This is a genomic window from Serratia sp. Tan611 (genome assembly GCF_905188235.1).
GTDB lineage: Bacteria > Pseudomonadota > Gammaproteobacteria > Enterobacterales > Enterobacteriaceae > Serratia_B > Serratia_B rhizosphaerae.
The window spans coordinates 3495622-3511274 of the sequence record NZ_LR994655.1 but is presented as its reverse complement, the minus strand read 5'-3'; the positions used below and the strand labels follow the sequence as shown (position 1 = coordinate 3511274).

The window sequence follows — 15653 nt, the reverse complement described above, 5'->3', positions numbered from 1 at the left end:
CGATGGCCATTCCTAAACTCAATGATTATGCGCTGCCGACCGCGGCTGAATTACCGGCCAATAAGGTCAACTGGACGGTTGAGCCACAGCGCGCCGCGCTGCTGATTCACGATATGCAGCAGTATTTTCTTAACTTCTGGGGTGAAGACAGCCCGATGATCAAACAGGTGGTGGAGAATATCGCCAACCTGCGCCGCTACTGCAAGTCTCAGGGCATCCCGGTATTTTATACCGCGCAGCCGAACCAGCAGAGCGATGAAGACCGTGCGCTGCTGAACGATATGTGGGGGCCGGGGCTGAATAAACATCCGGAACAGCAGGCGGTGGTGGCTGCGCTGGCGCCGGAAGAGGATGACACCGTGCTGGTGAAATGGCGCTACAGCGCCTTCCATCGCTCGCCGCTGCAGGACATCTTGCAGGAAACCGGCCGTGACCAGCTGATTATCTGCGGCGTGTACGCGCATATCGGCTGCCTGACCACCTCCATCGACGCCTTTATGCGTAATATCCAGCCGTTTATGGTGGCGGATGGGCTGGCGGACTTCTCGCGCGACGAACACCTGATGGCGCTGCGTTACACCGCCGGCCGCTGCGGCCGCGTGGTCAGCACCGCCGAACTGCTGCCGCAAAGCAACGCCATCGCCAGCAAAGAGGCGCTGCGGGCGATGATCCTGCCGCTGTTGGATGAAGACAGCGAAGATATGGGCAACGACGAGAACCTGATTGATTACGGCCTGGATTCGGTGCGCATTATGGAGCTGGCGACACGCTGGCGTAAAATTCGCGGCGATATCGATTTTATCGCGCTGGCCAAGAATCCGACCATTGACAGCTGGTGGGCGCTGCTCGCCGGAGAGCAGGCCGGATGAGCAACTGGGATTTTAGCGGCAAACGCGTATGGGTGACCGGCGCAGGCGCCGGCATCGGCTTACAGACCGCGCGACAGTTTGCGGAAGCGGGTGCCGAGGTTATCGGCTTTGATCTGCGGTTCGCCGAGTCGGCGTACCCATTTCGCACCGAAGTGCTGGATATCGCCGACGCCGAGGCGGTGGATCGCGTATGCACGCGGCTGCTGGCGGAGCACGGCGAGCTGGACGTGCTGGTCAACGGCGCCGGCATTTTGCGCATGGGCCTGACCGACGCCACCAGCAGCGCCGACTGGATGGCCTGCCTGAACGTTAACGCCGGCGGGGCGTTCAATATGTTCCGCCACACGCTGCCGGTATTCCGCCGCCAGCGTCGCGGTGCGATCGTCAGCATTGCCTCCAACGCGGCGCACGTGCCGCGCGTCGGCATGGCGGCCTACTGCGCCTCCAAGGCGGCGCTGCGTAGCCTGTGCCAGACCGTGGGGCTGGAAATGGCCGAATTCGGCGTGCGTTCGAATATGGTGTCGCCAGGTTCGACCAATACGCCGATGCAGCGTGGCATGTGGCAGGATGAAACCGGCGAGCAAAAAACCATCAACGGTTTCCCCGAGCAGTTTAAGCTGGGCATTCCGCTGGGGAAAATCGCTCAGCCGCAGGAGGTCAGCGATGCCATTCTGTTCCTGGCTTCGGATATGGCCAGCCATATCACCATGCAGGATATTGTGATTGACGGCGGGGCGACGCTGGCGGCCTGAGGGCTACCGTGTGGATCGGGGGCGCAGCGCAGGCTGCGCCTTTTTTGTTTGGGCTGTGGAAAGGGCGCAGGGCGTGGTGACAGGACGTATATGGCGGGTCGTGCAGGATTGACTCGGCCTTTGGGCAACGCTGCGCGTTGTCGTCTCGCTTCGCTCGGCTCGAACCTGAACGCAGGTTCTCATCCCACACGACCTCTGAGGCATATGTCATGTTGGCGTTGGGGATTATTATGGAGCGCACATGCAAAAAAAGCGCCAAAAGACGCTTTTTTCTAATATGGTGGGTCGTGCAGGATTCGAACCTGCGACCAATTGATTAAAAGTCAACTGCTCTACCAACTGAGCTAACGACCCATAGAAGTGGTGGGTGATGACGGGCTCGAACCGCCGACCCCCTCCGTGTAAAGGAGATGCTCTACCAACTGAGCTAATCACCCACTTCGGGACTTCCAGGTACTGCTTGAGCATGAAAATGATGGTGGGTGATGACGGGCTCGAACCGCCGACCCCCTCCGTGTAAAGGAGATGCTCTACCAACTGAGCTAATCACCCTCATTTTTCTTACTGCTCTCAACAAGATGGTGGGCGATGACGGGCTCGAACCGCCGACCCCCTCCGTGTAAAGGAGATGCTCTACCAACTGAGCTAATCGCCCCGTCTTGTTGGAGTCGCATTATAGGGATAGTTCAAAGTGAGTCAACGGTTTTTAAAATGATTTCAATCGTTCGCCGCAAATTTAAGCAAGCTGCGATATTTATCGCCAGCAATGCCGATTCTTTGCGCATAATAGGAAGAAATACGATGTTGGCAGGGTGAAATAAACTTGCCGGACGCCGCGTCGGCGTTGAGGAATTAACGCGTAGTGATACAATGTTGCCCACTTTTTTCAATTCCGAGCAATTGTCGACACCCGTCGACGCGACGTTGCGTAATAAGGCAGTGATCCCAATGAAAATCAAAACCCGTTTTGCACCTAGCCCAACCGGCTACCTGCACGTCGGCGGCGCCCGTACAGCGCTTTACTCCTGGTTGTTCAGCCGTCATGCCGGCGGTGAGTTCGTGCTGCGTATCGAAGATACCGATCTGGAACGTTCCACCCAGGATGCTATCGATGCGATTATGGATGGCATGAACTGGTTGAATCTGGATTGGGACGAAGGCCCGTATTACCAGACCAAACGCTTCGATCGCTATAATGCGGTGATCGACCAGATGCTGGAGCAGGGTACCGCCTACCGCTGCTACTGTTCTAAAGAGCGTTTGGAAGCGCTGCGTGAAAAGCAGATGGAAAACGGTGAGAAGCCGCGTTATGACGGCCGCTGCCGCGACAGCCAGTGCAGCCATACGTCGGATGAGCCGCACGTGGTGCGCTTCCGTAACCCGCAGGAAGGCTCGGTGATCTTTAACGACCAGATCCGTGGCCCGATCGAATTCAGCAACCAGGAACTGGACGATCTGATCATCCGCCGCACCGACGGTTCGCCGACCTACAACTTCTGCGTGGTGGTGGACGACTGGGATATGGAGATTACCCACGTGATCCGCGGTGAAGACCATATCAACAACACGCCGCGTCAGATCAATATCCTGAAAGCGCTGGGTGCGCCGGTGCCGGAGTATGCGCACGTTTCGATGATCCTGGGCGATGACGGCAAAAAACTGTCCAAGCGTCACGGCGCGGTCGGCGTTATGCAGTACCGCGACGACGGCTATCTGCCGGAAGCGCTGCTCAACTATCTGGTGCGTCTGGGCTGGTCCCATGGCGATCAGGAAATCTTCTCGGTCGACGAGATGAAACAGTTCTTTACGCTGGACGCCATCAGCAAATCCGCCAGCGCCTTCAACACCGAAAAGCTGCAGTGGCTGAACCACCACTACATTAACCATCTGCCGGCCGAGCAGGTGGCGGTGCACCTGGCCTGGCACGTTGAGCAGCTCGGCATTGAAACGCGCAACGGGCCGGAGCTGAAAGACATCGTCAAACTGCTGGGCGAGCGCTGCAAGACGCTGAAAGAGATGGCGGCGGCCTGCCGTTACTTCTATGAAGACTTCAGCGAGTTTGATGCCGACGCGGCGAAGAAACACCTGCGTCCGGTGGCGCGTCAGCCGCTGGAGACCGTACGCGCCAAGCTGGCAGCCATCAGCGACTGGACGGCGGAAAACGTGCATGACGCCATTCAGGGCGCGGCGGACGAACTGGGCGTCGGCATGGGTAAAGTAGGGATGCCGCTGCGCGTTGCCGTTACCGGCGCCGGCCAGTCGCCAAGCATGGACGTTACTGTACAGGCGATCGGTCAGCAGCGTTCTCTGCAGCGTATCGATATGGCGCTGGCCTATATTGCCGAGCGCGAAGCACAAGCCTGATCGTAAAGGCAGGCCGATGAAAAACCCCGGGGATGCGTTCCCGGGGTTTTTTTTCACTGACCGGACATGTACCCGATCAAATCGCGGGGGAGGAAGCGGCGTATTTTTGCCCGCAATGGTCAATCTTTAGCTGTAAACGCGCTGATTTGGCGGCTTTTTCAGCGCTTGATCGAGGAATTTAATTTAGCCGTTGACAGCGTACGGCGGGTTTCATATTATGCGCCCCGTTCACAGCACAAAGTGATTGTGAGTCGGGGCTATAGCTCAGCTGGGAGAGCGCTTGCATGGCATGCAAGAGGTCGACGGTTCGATCCCGTCTAGCTCCACCAACCTTTATCTCAGAAAGGTTGGCGAAGACACCGTAACGCCGGTTAATGCGGACCACATTTGTGGGGCTATAGCTCAGCTGGGAGAGCGCTTGCATGGCATGCAAGAGGTCAGCGGTTCGATCCCGCTTAGCTCCACCATCATTTAGAAAAGCCGACCTTAGGGTCGGCTTTTTGCTTTGCAGCGTTTAGCGCAGCCTTATCCGGAACATTAGCCAATAAAAAAGGCCGCCGTAGCGACCTTTCTTAACCGCAGTGCGGCGTTTACCCCAGCACCAGGCCGGCGATAGAGGCGGACAGAATGCTGACCAGCGTAGAGCCGTAAACCAGCTTCAGGCCGAAGCGGGAAACCACGTTGCCCTGATGTTCGTTCAGGCCTTTAATCGCCCCGGCGACGATGCCGATGGAGGAGAAGTTGGCAAACGACACCAGGAATACCGACAGCATCCCTTGGCTGCGCGGCGTCAGTTCGGCGCTGATTTTCTGCAGTTCCATCATCGCGACGAACTCATTGGAAACCAGCTTGGTCGCCATAATACTGCCGACCTGCAGCGCTTCATGCTTGGGAATACCCATAATCCAGGCGAACGGATAGAAGAAGTAGCCGAGGAGCTCCTGGAAGCTCAGGCCGAACAGGGCGCTGAACAGGGCGTTGACGGCGGCGATCAGCGCGATAAAGCCGATCAGCATCGCGGCGACGATAATCGCCACTTTAAAGCCTGCCAGAATATATTCCCCCAGCATTTCAAAGAAACTCTGGCCTTCGTGCAGGTTGCCCAGATGCAGCTCTTCTTCCTGGCTGGTGTCGTACGGGTTGATCAGAGACAGCACGATAAAGGTGCTGAACATGTTGAGCACCAGCGCTGCCACCACAAATTTTGCATCCAGCATCGACATATAGGCGCCGACGATCGACATGGACACCGTCGACATGGCGGTCGCCGCCATGGTGTACATGCGTTTTTCCGACATCTTGCCGAGAATATCTTTATAGGCGATAAAGTTTTCGGACTGGCCGAGGATCAGCGAGCTGACGGCGTTGAACGATTCGAGCTTGCCCATCCCGTTCACCTTCGACAGCACGGTGCCGATGATGCGGATCACAACCGGCAGCACTTTAATATATTGCAGAATACCGATCAGCGCGGAGATAAAGACGATCGGGCACAGCACCTTCAGGAAGAAGAACGCCAGGCCTTTATCACCCATGCCGCCGAATACAAACTCAGTCCCTTGTCCTGCAAATCCGAGCAGCTTATCAAACAGCGCGGCGAATCCTTTTACAAAGCCCAATCCCGCTTCCGAATGCAGGAAGAAGTAGGCCAGTAACACTTCAATAACCAATAATTGAATAACATAGCGAATGCGGATGCTTTTGCGATCGCGGCAGACCAACAGCGCCAGAATCGCCACCACCACTAACGCTAACGCAAAGTGCGCAATATGGGACATGTGTGCTCCAAACTTGAGGCAGGCTGAATTTCGGTTGTCATTCTATGTAACGCTACGTTTAAAAACGAGACTTCAATTACAAATATGGGAAATAACACTGGGATTTTTCTCAAATCAGCATGATAAATCGCCAAAAATCAACATGTTAATAATTTTGCGCATTGATGGGGATTTTATGTTAATTTGAGTATTAGGCATATTTCGTCCTGCATCTGTGCTGTTCCGTTGAGTACAAAACGTTTGAATTTGCTGCGATCTGTTCTTCAACCTTCGTTGCTGTCTATCACAGAGATAAGCATTACCGCATTAAATGCGATTGATAATTATTATCATCTTGGTAGGATGATGGTTAGCTTAATAATAGTAAGGGTTTCACGATATGCTGAACAGTCGCGCGGTTAACACCTCTACATCTACCGACCGCCCGTCCAGAAAGATTAAACTTTCTCTGATGGGGCCGGCATTTATCGCCGCCATCGGCTATATCGACCCCGGCAACTTCGCCACCAATATCCAGTCCGGCGCTTCCTTCGGCTATAAGCTGCTGTGGGTGGTGGTGTGGGCTAACGTAATGGCGATGCTGATCCAGCTTTTGTCCGCCAAACTGGGGATCGCCACCGGCAAGAATCTGGCTGAGCATATTCGCGATCGCCTGCCGCGCCCGGCAGTATGGGCCTATTGGGTGCAGGCGGAAATTATCGCCATGGCGACCGACCTGGCCGAGTTTATCGGTGCGGCGATAGGCTTTAAGCTGCTGTTGGGCGTGACTCTGCTGGAAGGGGCGATCCTGACCGGTATTGCTACTTTCCTGATTCTGATGCTGCAAAAACGCGGGCAAAAGCCGTTGGAGCTGGTGATCGGCGGGTTGCTGCTGTTCGTTGCCGCGGCCTATATTGTCGAGCTGGTGTTCTCGCAGCCGCAGCTGAGCGGGCTGGTTAAAGGCATGGCGATACCGGATCTGCCTAATGGTGATGCGGTATTCCTGGCCGCCGGTGTGCTCGGCGCTACTATCATGCCGCACGTGATTTATCTGCATTCGTCGCTGACGCAGACCGCCGGCAACAGTTCCAAGGCGCAGCGCTATGCTTCGACCAAGGTCGACGTGGCGCTGGCGATGACCATTGCCGGCTTCGTTAATCTGGCGATGATGGCCACCGCCGCGGCGGCTTTCCATTTTAGCGGCCACAGCGGCATTGCCGATCTTGACCAGGCTTACCTGACGCTGCAGCCGCTGCTGGGGCACGCGGCGGCCACGGTATTCGGCCTGAGTCTGGTGGCGGCCGGCCTCTCATCTACCGTGGTGGGGACGCTGGCGGGGCAGGTGGTGATGCAGGGCTTTGTCCGCTTCTATATCCCGCTGTGGGTGCGCCGGGTAGTGACCATGCTGCCGTCTTTTGTGGTTATCATGCTGGGGATGGACGCCACGCATATTCTGGTGATGAGCCAGGTGCTGCTGAGTTTCGGCATCGCGCTGGCGCTGGTGCCGCTGCTGAAGTTTACCGGCAACCGCGAGCTGATGGGGGAGATGGTCAACGGACGCGTCGTTCAGAACATTGGCTGGCTGATTGTTGCCATCGTGGTGGGGTTAAACGGCTATTTGTTGCTGAGCAGTCTGTTCTAACCGGCGACGCCGGCCGCAAAACACAACAGGGCGCGAATTCGCGCCCTGTTTGCTATCAGTCATCGTGGTGGTGACGATGGTGGTGCTTATACTCTTTGTAGCGTTCTTTCTGGTATTTTTTATATTCTTTATCACGTTCCTTTTGGTACTTCCTGTACTCTTTTTCGCGCTCTTTCTGGTATTTCTTGTACCTTTTGTACTCGTGCTTATCGTATTTACGATAGCGTCCGTCATGGTAGTAGTAATGTTTGCGCCAGTAATCGTGGTCGCGCCAGCGATAACCATCCCAGTAGTAGCCGCGCCGGCTGCGCTCGCCCAGTTCGCGGCCGCGATGGCTCTCCCACCAGTCGCGATCGCGCCAGTCATAGCCGTCCCAATAGTTGCCGCGTCGGTCCTGATCGCCGATACGCAGAGAAACGCCGGGTAGTAAATCGATATTCAAGCCGTCCGCCTGCGCCTGCGGCGCCAGGGGAACGGTCGCGGCCACGAAAACGGCGGCCAGTAGCAGAGGTTTGAACATGCTTTCTCCTTATTATCGGCGGTTCATAGGCGGCATAATTTATATGTTGCCTATAAACCGTCCTTATACTTTTGTGCCGTAGCAGGGTAACGGCATCACGACGTCAAACCTTTGAGGGAGAATCCGAAAAGAATCTAACCCAAGGTAAATTAAGATTTTTCTGTGAATATTTGCCTGTCCTCGACTGAAACCGATATGGTTGTAACCGATTACATTAATATCTGTTCGATTAGCGCCAGCTCTTCCTGACTAAAGTCGCGATGCGCCAGCATGCCGACCGCATCCTCTATCTGCGTCGTTTTACTGGCGCCAATCAGCACCGACGTGACGGCTTGATGCCGCAGCACCCAGGCCAGCGCCATCTGCGACAGCTTCTGTCCTCGTTGCAGCGCAAGCTGATTCAGGCGGCGCACTTTGTCTAACCGTTCATCAGTCAGCTGCTCCGGGCGCAGGAACTGGCTGCCGCTGGCGGCGCGCGAATCTTGCGGAATCCCCTGCAGATAGCGATCGGTCAGTATGCCGCCCGCGAGGGGGGAAAAGGCGATGCAGCCGACGCCGTGTTGCTGCAGGGTATCAAGCAATTGCGTCTCTGCATCGCGTTCAAACAGGGAGTATTTCGGCTGATGGATCAGGCAGGGCGTGCCCAGCCGCTGCAGGATAGCGAACGCTTCGCTGGCGCGCTGTGCCGGATAGTTCGACAGGCCGATATACAGCGCCTTGCCCTGACGCACCAGCAAATCCAGCGCCGCCATGGTTTCTTCCAGCGGCGTATGCGGATCCGGCCGGTGGTGATAAAAGATATCGACGTACTCCAGCCCCAGGCGGCGCAGGCTCTGGTCAAGGCTGGCGACCAGATACTTTTTGGATCCCCAGTCGCCGTAAGGGCCAGGCCACATGGTATAGCCGGCCTTGGTCGAAATAATCAGCTCATCGCGGTATGGCCGCAGATCGCTTTGCAGCATACGGCCAAAACTTTCTTCGGCGGCGCCGGGCGGCGGGCCATAGTTGTTGGCCAGATCGAAATGGGTAATCCCCAGGTTGAAAGCGTGCTGCACCAGCCGGCGCGCGTTATCCTGCGAGGATACTTCACCGAAGTTGTGCCACAGGCCCAGCGCAATGGCCGGCAACTGCAGGCCGCTGCGCCCGCAGCGCTGGTAGTGCATATGTTGATAACGGGAATCGTCCGCCTGATAAGCCATATTCATACTCAAGAATCGCCGATAGTCAGAAAGAAGATTTTTAGTGTATACACTTTCATTAAAAGGCGCTGCGTACATTAATCTTTCAACTGACGGAAGCCGGCGGTTTCTCGGCATGCGATGCGGTGAAGCTTGGCCCGCCTCTTTTTTGCTCGTAATCTGCGCCCTGTCGTCAATACTTAACGGTACATACCGCAGTCAGACAGGTGACGCTTATGAACGCCCACTACACGGTAGCTGATTATCTTCTCGATCGTCTGGCGCAGATAGGCATCCGCCATCTTTTTGGCGTGCCGGGCGATTACAACCTGCATTTTCTGGATCATGTGATCGATCACCCGCAAATCCGCTGGGTAGGCTGCGCCAATGAGCTGAACGCCGCCTACGCGGCCGATGGCTATGCGCGTTGTCAGCCGGCCGCGGCGTTGCTGACTACTTACGGCGTGGGGGAGTTGAGCGCCGTCAACGGCATTGCGGGCAGCTATGCCGAGTATCTGCCGGTCATTCACCTGGTGGGGGCGCCGATGCTGCGCGCCCAGCGTGCCGGAGAGATGCTGCACCATACGCTGGGAGACGGTGACTTCGGCCACTTTGCGCGCATGGCGCAAGAGGTGACGGCGGCGCAGGCCAGCCTGACGCTGGACAACGCCAAGGCGGAAATTGACCGCCTGCTGAGCGTGGCATTAACCGAACGGCGACCGGTTTATCTGCTGCTGCCGGGCGACGTGGCGCAGGCACCGCTGACGCCGCCGCTATCGCCGCTGAGGTTACCGGCGTTTCATTCGGCGCCGGAGGCGCTGGCCGGGTTTATCGCCGCCGCGCGCGAACTCCTGCAGCCGGCGTGCCACGTCACGCTGGTGGCGGATTTTCTCGCCGAGCGCTTTGGCGTAAGGCAGGCGTTGGCGCAGTGGATGAATGAAGTCCCTTTGCCGCACGCAACCTTGCTGATGGGCAAAAGCGTGCTGGATGAAACCCATGCCGGATTTATCGGCACCTACAGCGGCGCGGCCAGCGATCCGCTGGTCAGGCAGCGAGTGGAAGAGGCGGATGCGACCATACTGGTCGGCGTGCGCTTGACCGACACCATCACCGCCGGTTTCAGCCAGCGGTTAACGCCGGAAAAATGTATCGATATCCAGCCGTTCGCCGCCTGCGTCGGTCAGCAGACCTTCAGCCCGCTGGCGATGCATGATGCGGTACAGGCGCTGCATCAGCTGACGATGTCGCTGAATGGGCAGTGGCCGCCGCTGGCCGTGAGTCGCCCGGAATTACCCGCCGCTGAGGGCGATAAACTGGATCAGCACGCACTTTGGCGTCAACTGCAGGCATTTTTGCAACCCGGTGACGCGATCATTGCCGATCAGGGCACCGCCTGTTTTGGCGCGGCGGCGCTTAGCCTGCCGCAGGGTTGCCTGTTTATCAATCAGCCGCTGTGGGGGTCGATCGGCTACACCCTGCCGGCGGCGTTTGGCGTGCAGACGGCGCAGCCGGATCGTCGGGTGGTGCTGCTGATCGGCGATGGCGCCGCGCAGCTGACGATCCAGGAGTTGGGATCGCTACTGCGTGACGATCTCAAACCGGTGATTTTGCTGCTGAATAATGGTGGCTATACCGTCGAACGCGCCATCCACGGGCCGCAGCAGCGCTATAACGATATCGCCACCTGGGACTGGTGCGCGCTGCCGCAGGCGTTAGGGTCGGCAACGGCCAGCACGGTGCGGCGGGTCAGTACGCCGCAGCAGCTGCAGAGCGCGCTGCAGACGGCCGGCAACAGCGGGCGGCTGGCGTTGATTGAGGTGCTGCTGCCGCCGATGGATGTGCCGGAATTGCTGAACAGCATCTCGCAGGCGATTCAATTACGCAATGATGCTGCCTAGCCTGAAGACCCTTTCAGCAGATGCTCCAGCAGCCAGAACCCCGCCGGCCCCGGCGGGGTCAGTTTTGACCAGGCCGCATCTACGGAGATCAGCATCGGCCAGCCGCGTGGCTGCAATTCGGTCAGGTGGCCGTGGTCGTATTGCTTTACCAGCCAGTGCGGCAGAATCGCCCAGCCAAATCCCTGTTCCGCCATCTCCAGCAGCATCAGATAGCTGGGGGCCGACCAGACGCGTCCCTGCGGCTTGTTTCGGTTGTTGATATAGCTGTTGAGATACAGCTGCCGGGCGCTGGCGAGCTGCTCCTGTGTGGGATGGACGACGCTGGCCAGCGGATGCTGATGAGAGACGAAAATGCCCATTTCGGTGCGCTCCGGCAGCCGCGCCGCCGCGATATCGGACGGGTAGTCCGGCTGCACCGCCAGCATCCCCAGATGGGCGCGGCCGCTCTGCAGTAAGTCCAGCACGTCCTCCCCTTCGCCAACCATGCATTCCAGCTCAATATCCTGATAGCGCTGTTCAAACTGCGCCATCAGGTTTTCATGATAACTCGGCTGATAAGTATCAGAAAAAACGATGGTCAGCCGTGGTTCTATCTTGTCCGCCAGGCGGATGCTCAGGGCGTCCAGCCGTTCGCTGGCGGCCAGAATCTCCTGTACGTGCCCCAGTACTTTATGGCCGGCGACGGTCAGCGTCGGCTGACGCGACTGTCGGTCGAACAGGGTTAAGTCGAGATCCGCCTCCAGATTGGCGATAGCGGTGCTGATGGTCGACTGACTTTTCTTCAGCTTGCGGGCGGCGGCGGAAAATGAACCGAGCGCCGCGGCTTCAACAAATGCCAATAAGGCTTCGGGTGAGTAGCGCATAGATGTATCTACTTTATCGATGGAACCTATTTTTAATCTACGCAAAAAAGCGATGATAATCACCTCACTTTTCCAACCATGAGTAAAAAAACAGGTGAGTTATGCAACTGCAAAACAAGTCTTTTAGCGAACGTATCGTCCACGCGGTGGGGTTTGAAGCGATCGCCGTCATGATCTGCGCACCGATTGGTTCGTGGATCCTGGGCCGTTCCATGGCGCAGGTCGGTGCTTTGGCGGTCATGCTTTCCAGCGTTGCCATGCTGTGGAACATCGTTTACAACGCGGGGTTTGATCGCCTGTGGCCGGTGAGCCGGGTAGTACGCAACCTGAAAGTGCGGATGCTGCACGCGGCCGGCTTTGAGGCCGGCTTTATTCTGATTGGCGTACCGATTGCCGCCTTTATGCTGAACCTGACGCTGGTGCAGGCTTTTATGCTGGAACTGGGCTTTTTCCTGTTCTTCCTGCCGTATACCGTATTGTATAACTGGGCCTATGACGCGCTGCGCCAGCGCTGGATCGCGGCTCGGCTGGCGGTAAAATAACCGGTCGTCAAGCGGCGATAGCTCAGGTAAGGTCGCTATTATCCGTAACGTACTCCGGGGGCGATGATGAAAGTGCTGGGACTGTTAGGCGGGATGAGTTGGGAATCCACCATTCCTTATTACCGTATGATCAACGAACAGGTGAAAACGCAGCTGGGCGGTTTGCATTCGGCGAAAATCGTGCTGTATAGCGTTGATTTCCATGAAGTCGAGCAGCTGCAGCATCGCGGCGACTGGGAAGGTGCCGGACGATTGCTGGCTCAGGCGGCGACGGCGCTGCGTGCGGCGGGCGCCGAAGCGATAGCGATTTGCACCAACACCATGCACAAAGTGGCGGATGTGGTGGAGCAGGCCAGCGGCCTGCCGCTTATTCATATCGCCGATGCCACGGCGCAGCAGGTACGCCAGCAAAATATCCGCCGCGTCGGGCTGCTGGGTACGCGCTTTACCATGGAGCAGGATTTTTATCGCGGGCGGTTGCAGGATAAATTCGGCATCGAAGTGGTGACGCCGGTGGCGACGGATCGCGACAGCGTGCACCGTATAATCTATGAGGAGCTGTGTCTGGGCCATATTCATGTCGCTTCGCGCGAGGAGTATCGGCGCATTATCAGCGATCTGGAACAGCAAGGCGCGCAGGGGATTATTTTCGGCTGTACGGAAATCGGCCTGTTGGTCGGCCCGCAGGATGCTTCGGTACCGGTATTCGATACCACGGCGATTCATGCGCGTGCGGCGGCGGAGTATATCCTGGCGCGTTAGAGGGAATGTTTTGCACGCCGTGATGGTCGGCCGAAACGATTTTTGTGATCTATGTTACTATTGAGCCGCCGTGCCGCGGGCAGCGATTGTTGTTTTCCCGACGGGGTTTTACAGTGTTGGCTGCCTGCCGTTTATTTACTTTTTTGCGGAGAAAACATCGATGACATATGCCCTCGTAGGTGACGTTGGCGGCACCAATGCCCGCCTGGCGCTTTGCTCGCAAGAGACGGGTGAAATCAGCCAGGCGAAAACCTACTCAGGCCTGGAGTTTGACAGCCTGGAAGCGGTGATCCGCCAATATCTGCAGGAGCATCAGCTGGAGGTGCAGGACGCCTGTATCGCCATCGCCTGTCCGGTGACGGAAGACTGGGTGGCGATGACCAATCATTCCTGGGCATTTTCGATCAGACAAATGAAGGCGAACCTGGGACTGGCGCACCTGGAAGTCATCAACGACTTCACTGCGGTGTCGATGGCGATTCCGATGCTGACGGATGCCGACGTGCTGCAGTTCGGCGGCGGCCAGGCGCAGCAGGATAAACCGATTGCCGTTTACGGCGCCGGCACCGGGCTGGGGGTGGCGCATCTGATCCACGTCAATCGCCAGTGGGTAAGCCTGCCGGGCGAAGGCGGCCACGTAGACTTCGCACCCAACAGCGAAGAAGAAGACATCATTCTGGAAACGCTGCGGGCGGAGATGGGCCATGTTTCGGCGGAGCGCGTGCTGTCCGGGCCGGGGCTGGTCAACCTGTACCGGGCGATTGTCAAATCTGATGGCCGGCTGCCGGAGAACCTGGCGCCGAAAGATATTACCGAACGCGCGCTGGCCGACAGCTGTATCGACTGCCGACGCGCGCTGTCGCTGTTTTGCGTGATTCTGGGGCGTTTCGGTGGCAACCTGGCGCTGACGCTGGGCACTTTCGGCGGCGTTTATATCGCCGGCGGCATCGTGCCGCGCTTTATGGAATTCTTTAAAGCTTCCGGCTTCCGCGCGGCGTTTGAAGACAAGGGGCGCTTTAAGGATTACGTGCAGGAGATCCCGGTGTTTATGATTACCCATGCGCAGCCGGGCCTGCTGGGCGCCGGCGCCCACCTGCGACAGACGCTGGGGATTGAGCTGTAACGGTACGGACATGAAAAAAGGGGCGCAGCTTAATGGCTGCGCCCCTTTTTGTTGGCCGGATATCAGGCTTTGACCAGATCCGCCGGCTGATGTTCGTCCTGTTCGGCCGTGATGGCCGGCTGCGGCGTTTTGATAAACAGGGTAATCAGCAGGGACAGCAGCGACAGGACGCCAATCACCATAAAGGTGGTGTGGAAGCCGCCGAAGTATTTGGCGATAAACGAGCCGGCCAACGCGCCCAGTCCGAAGCCCTGGTAGATGATGCCGTAGTTTTTGCTGTGGTTTTTCAGGCCGAAGAAGTCGCCGACAATCGCCGGGAATACGGTGATATTGCCGCCGAAGCAGAAGGCGACGGCGCCGACGCACAGGAAGAACAGGCTGTGGCTGAGGGTAAAGGTGCTCAGGGCGACGATCGCCAGCACGGTGACCAACATGGTAAAGCTGATGACGCGCATCCGGCCGACTTTATCCGACAGGGTGCCGAGAATAATACGGCCGGCGGTGTTGAAAATCGCCACGGCGGAGACGGTGTTGGCGGCGGTGGCAACGTCCATTCCGGCCAGCTGCACCCCCATATCCTTGACGATGCCGATCAGGTACAGGCCGCTCATGCAGGCGGAGAAGAAAATGGCAAACAGCAGGTAGGCTTCTTTGGTCGTCAGCATTTGGCGCACGCTGTAGTTAACGCTCCGGCCACCTTGCGCCGCTGCGTTGGAGGCTGCGGCGGCCGGCTCTTTCAGCAGCAGCGAACCGAAGACGATTAACGCCATCACGATAACGCCCCAGTAGAAGAAGGCGGCGGAGACGCCCGCATTGGCAATCAGCGCGGCGTTAACGTATTTGAACAGCAGGCTGCCGCTGCCGAAGGCGCCGACGGAGATGCCGGAAATCAGCCCTTTGTTGGCCGGGAACCACTTGATCAGGTTGGACAGGGTGGAGATATAGGCGATGCCGACGGCGAAACCGACCACCACGCCGGCCAGCAGATAAATCATATCCAGCGAGCTGGCGTGGGCGCTGGCGATCAGCCCCAGCCCGACCAGCACGCCGGCGGCCAGCGTCAGGTTGCGGATGCCGAAGCGTTCCTGCAATTTGCCGGCGAACAGAGTGGAAAACGCCAGGAAGAAACTGGTGATGGAGAACGTGGTGGCGACATCCGCCAGGCCCCAGTGGAATTTATCCACCAGCGGCTGGTTAAACAGGCTCCAGGTATAGATAGTTCCCAGGCCCATCTGACAGATGATGGTGCCCAGAACGATAAGGCTGCGATTTACCGGTTTTGTTCTCATGGCCGGTTTCTCCTGTATGTAAGTGTGCGTTACCCGTGGTGTAAATGCGCGGAGCAAATCGGCTCCGCAGTATGGGGATATTATATGGCCGGGG

13 protein-coding genes, 6 tRNA genes and 1 other RNA gene are annotated in these 15653 nt (G+C 57.7%); 10 read left to right on the top strand and 10 right to left on the bottom strand.

What is annotated here, in order from left to right; genetic code table 11:
• Positions 1-2 precede the first annotated feature (2 nt).
• Positions 3-869: an isochorismatase gene (locus TAN611_RS16610; RefSeq protein ID WP_105232028.1), complete on the top strand. Its 867-nt coding sequence runs from the start codon at positions 3-5 to the stop codon at positions 867-869.
• Positions 866-1621 (top strand): 2,3-dihydro-2,3-dihydroxybenzoate dehydrogenase, encoded by a 756-nt coding sequence (gene dhbA, locus TAN611_RS16605; protein ID WP_187044326.1) that lies wholly within the window; start codon positions 866-868, stop codon positions 1619-1621. Before TAN611_RS16610 ends, dhbA begins: the two co-directional genes overlap by 4 nt.
• Positions 1622-1712: 91 nt before the next feature.
• Here dhbA and TAN611_RS16600 read toward each other — a convergent pair.
• The 5 genes from TAN611_RS16600 to TAN611_RS16580 form a co-directional block, all read right to left on the bottom strand.
• A non-coding RNA gene (locus TAN611_RS16600) (RtT sRNA) lies at positions 1713-1825 on the bottom strand.
• Positions 1826-1899: 74 nt separating this feature from the next.
• Positions 1900-1975, bottom strand: a tRNA-Lys gene (locus TAN611_RS16595).
• 7 nt (positions 1976-1982) lie between these two features.
• Positions 1983-2058, bottom strand: a tRNA-Val gene (locus TAN611_RS16590).
• Positions 2059-2097: 39 nt separating this feature from the next.
• Positions 2098-2173, bottom strand: a tRNA-Val gene (locus TAN611_RS16585).
• 27 nt (positions 2174-2200) lie between these two features.
• Positions 2201-2276: transfer RNA gene (locus TAN611_RS16580), tRNA-Val, on the bottom strand.
• 293 nt (positions 2277-2569) lie between these two features.
• On the opposite strand from TAN611_RS16580, the gene gltX reads away from it, so the two are divergent.
• From gltX to TAN611_RS16565, 3 genes are all read left to right on the top strand, one after another.
• Positions 2570-3985 (top strand): glutamate--tRNA ligase, encoded by a 1416-nt coding sequence (gene gltX / locus TAN611_RS16575; protein ID WP_105232026.1) that lies wholly within the window; start codon positions 2570-2572, stop codon positions 3983-3985.
• A 253-nt stretch (positions 3986-4238) separates the two neighbouring features.
• Positions 4239-4314: transfer RNA gene (locus TAN611_RS16570), tRNA-Ala, on the top strand.
• 62 nt (positions 4315-4376) lie between these two features.
• Positions 4377-4452, top strand: a tRNA-Ala gene (locus TAN611_RS16565).
• A 123-nt stretch (positions 4453-4575) separates the two neighbouring features.
• On the opposite strand, the gene TAN611_RS16560 is transcribed toward TAN611_RS16565, so the two are convergent.
• On the bottom strand, positions 4576-5763 hold the full coding sequence (locus TAN611_RS16560; RefSeq protein ID WP_105232025.1) for a NupC/NupG family nucleoside CNT transporter: 1188 nt from the start codon (positions 5761-5763) through the stop codon (positions 4576-4578).
• Positions 5764-6142: 379 nt separating this feature from the next.
• Between TAN611_RS16560 and TAN611_RS16555 the strand changes: the two genes are divergently transcribed.
• On the top strand, positions 6143-7384 hold the full coding sequence (locus TAN611_RS16555) for an Nramp family divalent metal transporter (protein WP_105232024.1): 1242 nt from the start codon (positions 6143-6145) through the stop codon (positions 7382-7384).
• A 55-nt stretch (positions 7385-7439) separates the two neighbouring features.
• Here TAN611_RS16555 and TAN611_RS16550 read toward each other — a convergent pair whose 3' ends face one another.
• Positions 7440-7904 carry a DUF2502 domain-containing protein gene (locus TAN611_RS16550; protein WP_111736687.1) on the bottom strand — a complete coding sequence of 155 codons (465 nt, stop codon included), beginning with the start codon at positions 7902-7904 and terminating at the stop codon, positions 7440-7442.
• A gap of 209 nt (positions 7905-8113) precedes the next feature.
• Entirely contained in the window at positions 8114-9103 is a 990-nt protein-coding gene (locus tag TAN611_RS16545; protein ID WP_203066754.1) for an aldo/keto reductase, read from the bottom strand.
• A gap of 215 nt (positions 9104-9318) precedes the next feature.
• Between TAN611_RS16545 and TAN611_RS16540 the strand changes: the two genes are divergently transcribed.
• Positions 9319-10980 carry an alpha-keto acid decarboxylase family protein gene (locus TAN611_RS16540; protein WP_203066748.1) on the top strand — a complete coding sequence of 554 codons (1662 nt, stop codon included), beginning with the start codon at positions 9319-9321 and terminating at the stop codon, positions 10978-10980.
• Here TAN611_RS16540 and TAN611_RS16535 read toward each other — a convergent pair.
• Entirely contained in the window at positions 10977-11843 is an 867-nt protein-coding gene (locus tag TAN611_RS16535) for a LysR family transcriptional regulator (RefSeq protein ID WP_203066747.1), read from the bottom strand. The genes TAN611_RS16540 and TAN611_RS16535 overlap by 4 nt on opposite strands.
• Positions 11844-11944: 101 nt before the next feature.
• Here TAN611_RS16535 and TAN611_RS16530 point away from each other — a divergent pair, with 101 nt between their 5' ends.
• The 3 genes from TAN611_RS16530 (at position 11945) to glk (ending at position 14270) form a co-directional block, all read left to right on the top strand.
• The gene (locus TAN611_RS16530; RefSeq protein ID WP_105232019.1) at positions 11945-12385 is read left to right on the top strand and encodes a multidrug/biocide efflux PACE transporter; all 441 of its coding nucleotides are present in this window, start codon (positions 11945-11947) and stop codon (positions 12383-12385) included.
• 66 nt (positions 12386-12451) lie between these two features.
• Positions 12452-13147 carry an aspartate/glutamate racemase family protein gene (locus TAN611_RS16525; RefSeq protein ID WP_203067794.1) on the top strand — a complete coding sequence of 232 codons (696 nt, stop codon included), beginning with the start codon at positions 12452-12454 and terminating at the stop codon, positions 13145-13147.
• A 160-nt stretch (positions 13148-13307) separates the two neighbouring features.
• Positions 13308-14270, top strand: coding sequence for a glucokinase (glk, locus tag TAN611_RS16520; protein ID WP_105232017.1), 963 nt, complete (start codon positions 13308-13310; stop codon positions 14268-14270).
• 62 nt (positions 14271-14332) lie between these two features.
• On the opposite strand, the gene TAN611_RS16515 is transcribed toward glk, so the two are convergent.
• Positions 14333-15559: an OFA family MFS transporter gene (locus TAN611_RS16515; RefSeq protein ID WP_203066745.1), complete on the bottom strand. Its 1227-nt coding sequence runs from the start codon at positions 15557-15559 to the stop codon at positions 14333-14335.
• Positions 15560-15653: the final 94 nt, after the last annotated feature.

Coding starts and splice junctions, on each gene's coding strand:
- TAN611_RS16515 (WP_203066745.1), bottom strand. CDS start 15,559: ATGAGAACAAAACCGGTAAATCGCAGCCTTATCGTTCTGGGCACCATC.
- TAN611_RS16535 (WP_203066747.1), bottom strand. CDS start 11,843: ATGCGCTACTCACCCGAAGCCTTATTGGCATTTGTTGAAGCCGCGGCG.
- gltX (WP_105232026.1), top strand. CDS start 2,570: ATGAAAATCAAAACCCGTTTTGCACCTAGCCCAACCGGCTACCTGCAC.
- TAN611_RS16550 (WP_111736687.1), bottom strand. CDS start 7,904: ATGTTCAAACCTCTGCTACTGGCCGCCGTTTTCGTGGCCGCGACCGTT.
- glk (WP_105232017.1), top strand. CDS start 13,308: ATGACATATGCCCTCGTAGGTGACGTTGGCGGCACCAATGCCCGCCTG.
- dhbA (WP_187044326.1), top strand. CDS start 866: ATGAGCAACTGGGATTTTAGCGGCAAACGCGTATGGGTGACCGGCGCA.
- TAN611_RS16560 (WP_105232025.1), bottom strand. CDS start 5,763: ATGTCCCATATTGCGCACTTTGCGTTAGCGTTAGTGGTGGTGGCGATT.
- TAN611_RS16555 (WP_105232024.1), top strand. CDS start 6,143: ATGCTGAACAGTCGCGCGGTTAACACCTCTACATCTACCGACCGCCCG.
- TAN611_RS16540 (WP_203066748.1), top strand. CDS start 9,319: ATGAACGCCCACTACACGGTAGCTGATTATCTTCTCGATCGTCTGGCG.
- TAN611_RS16545 (WP_203066754.1), bottom strand. CDS start 9,103: ATGGCTTATCAGGCGGACGATTCCCGTTATCAACATATGCACTACCAG.
- TAN611_RS16525 (WP_203067794.1), top strand. CDS start 12,452: ATGAAAGTGCTGGGACTGTTAGGCGGGATGAGTTGGGAATCCACCATT.
- TAN611_RS16530 (WP_105232019.1), top strand. CDS start 11,945: ATGCAACTGCAAAACAAGTCTTTTAGCGAACGTATCGTCCACGCGGTG.
- TAN611_RS16610 (WP_105232028.1), top strand. CDS start 3: ATGGCCATTCCTAAACTCAATGATTATGCGCTGCCGACCGCGGCTGAA.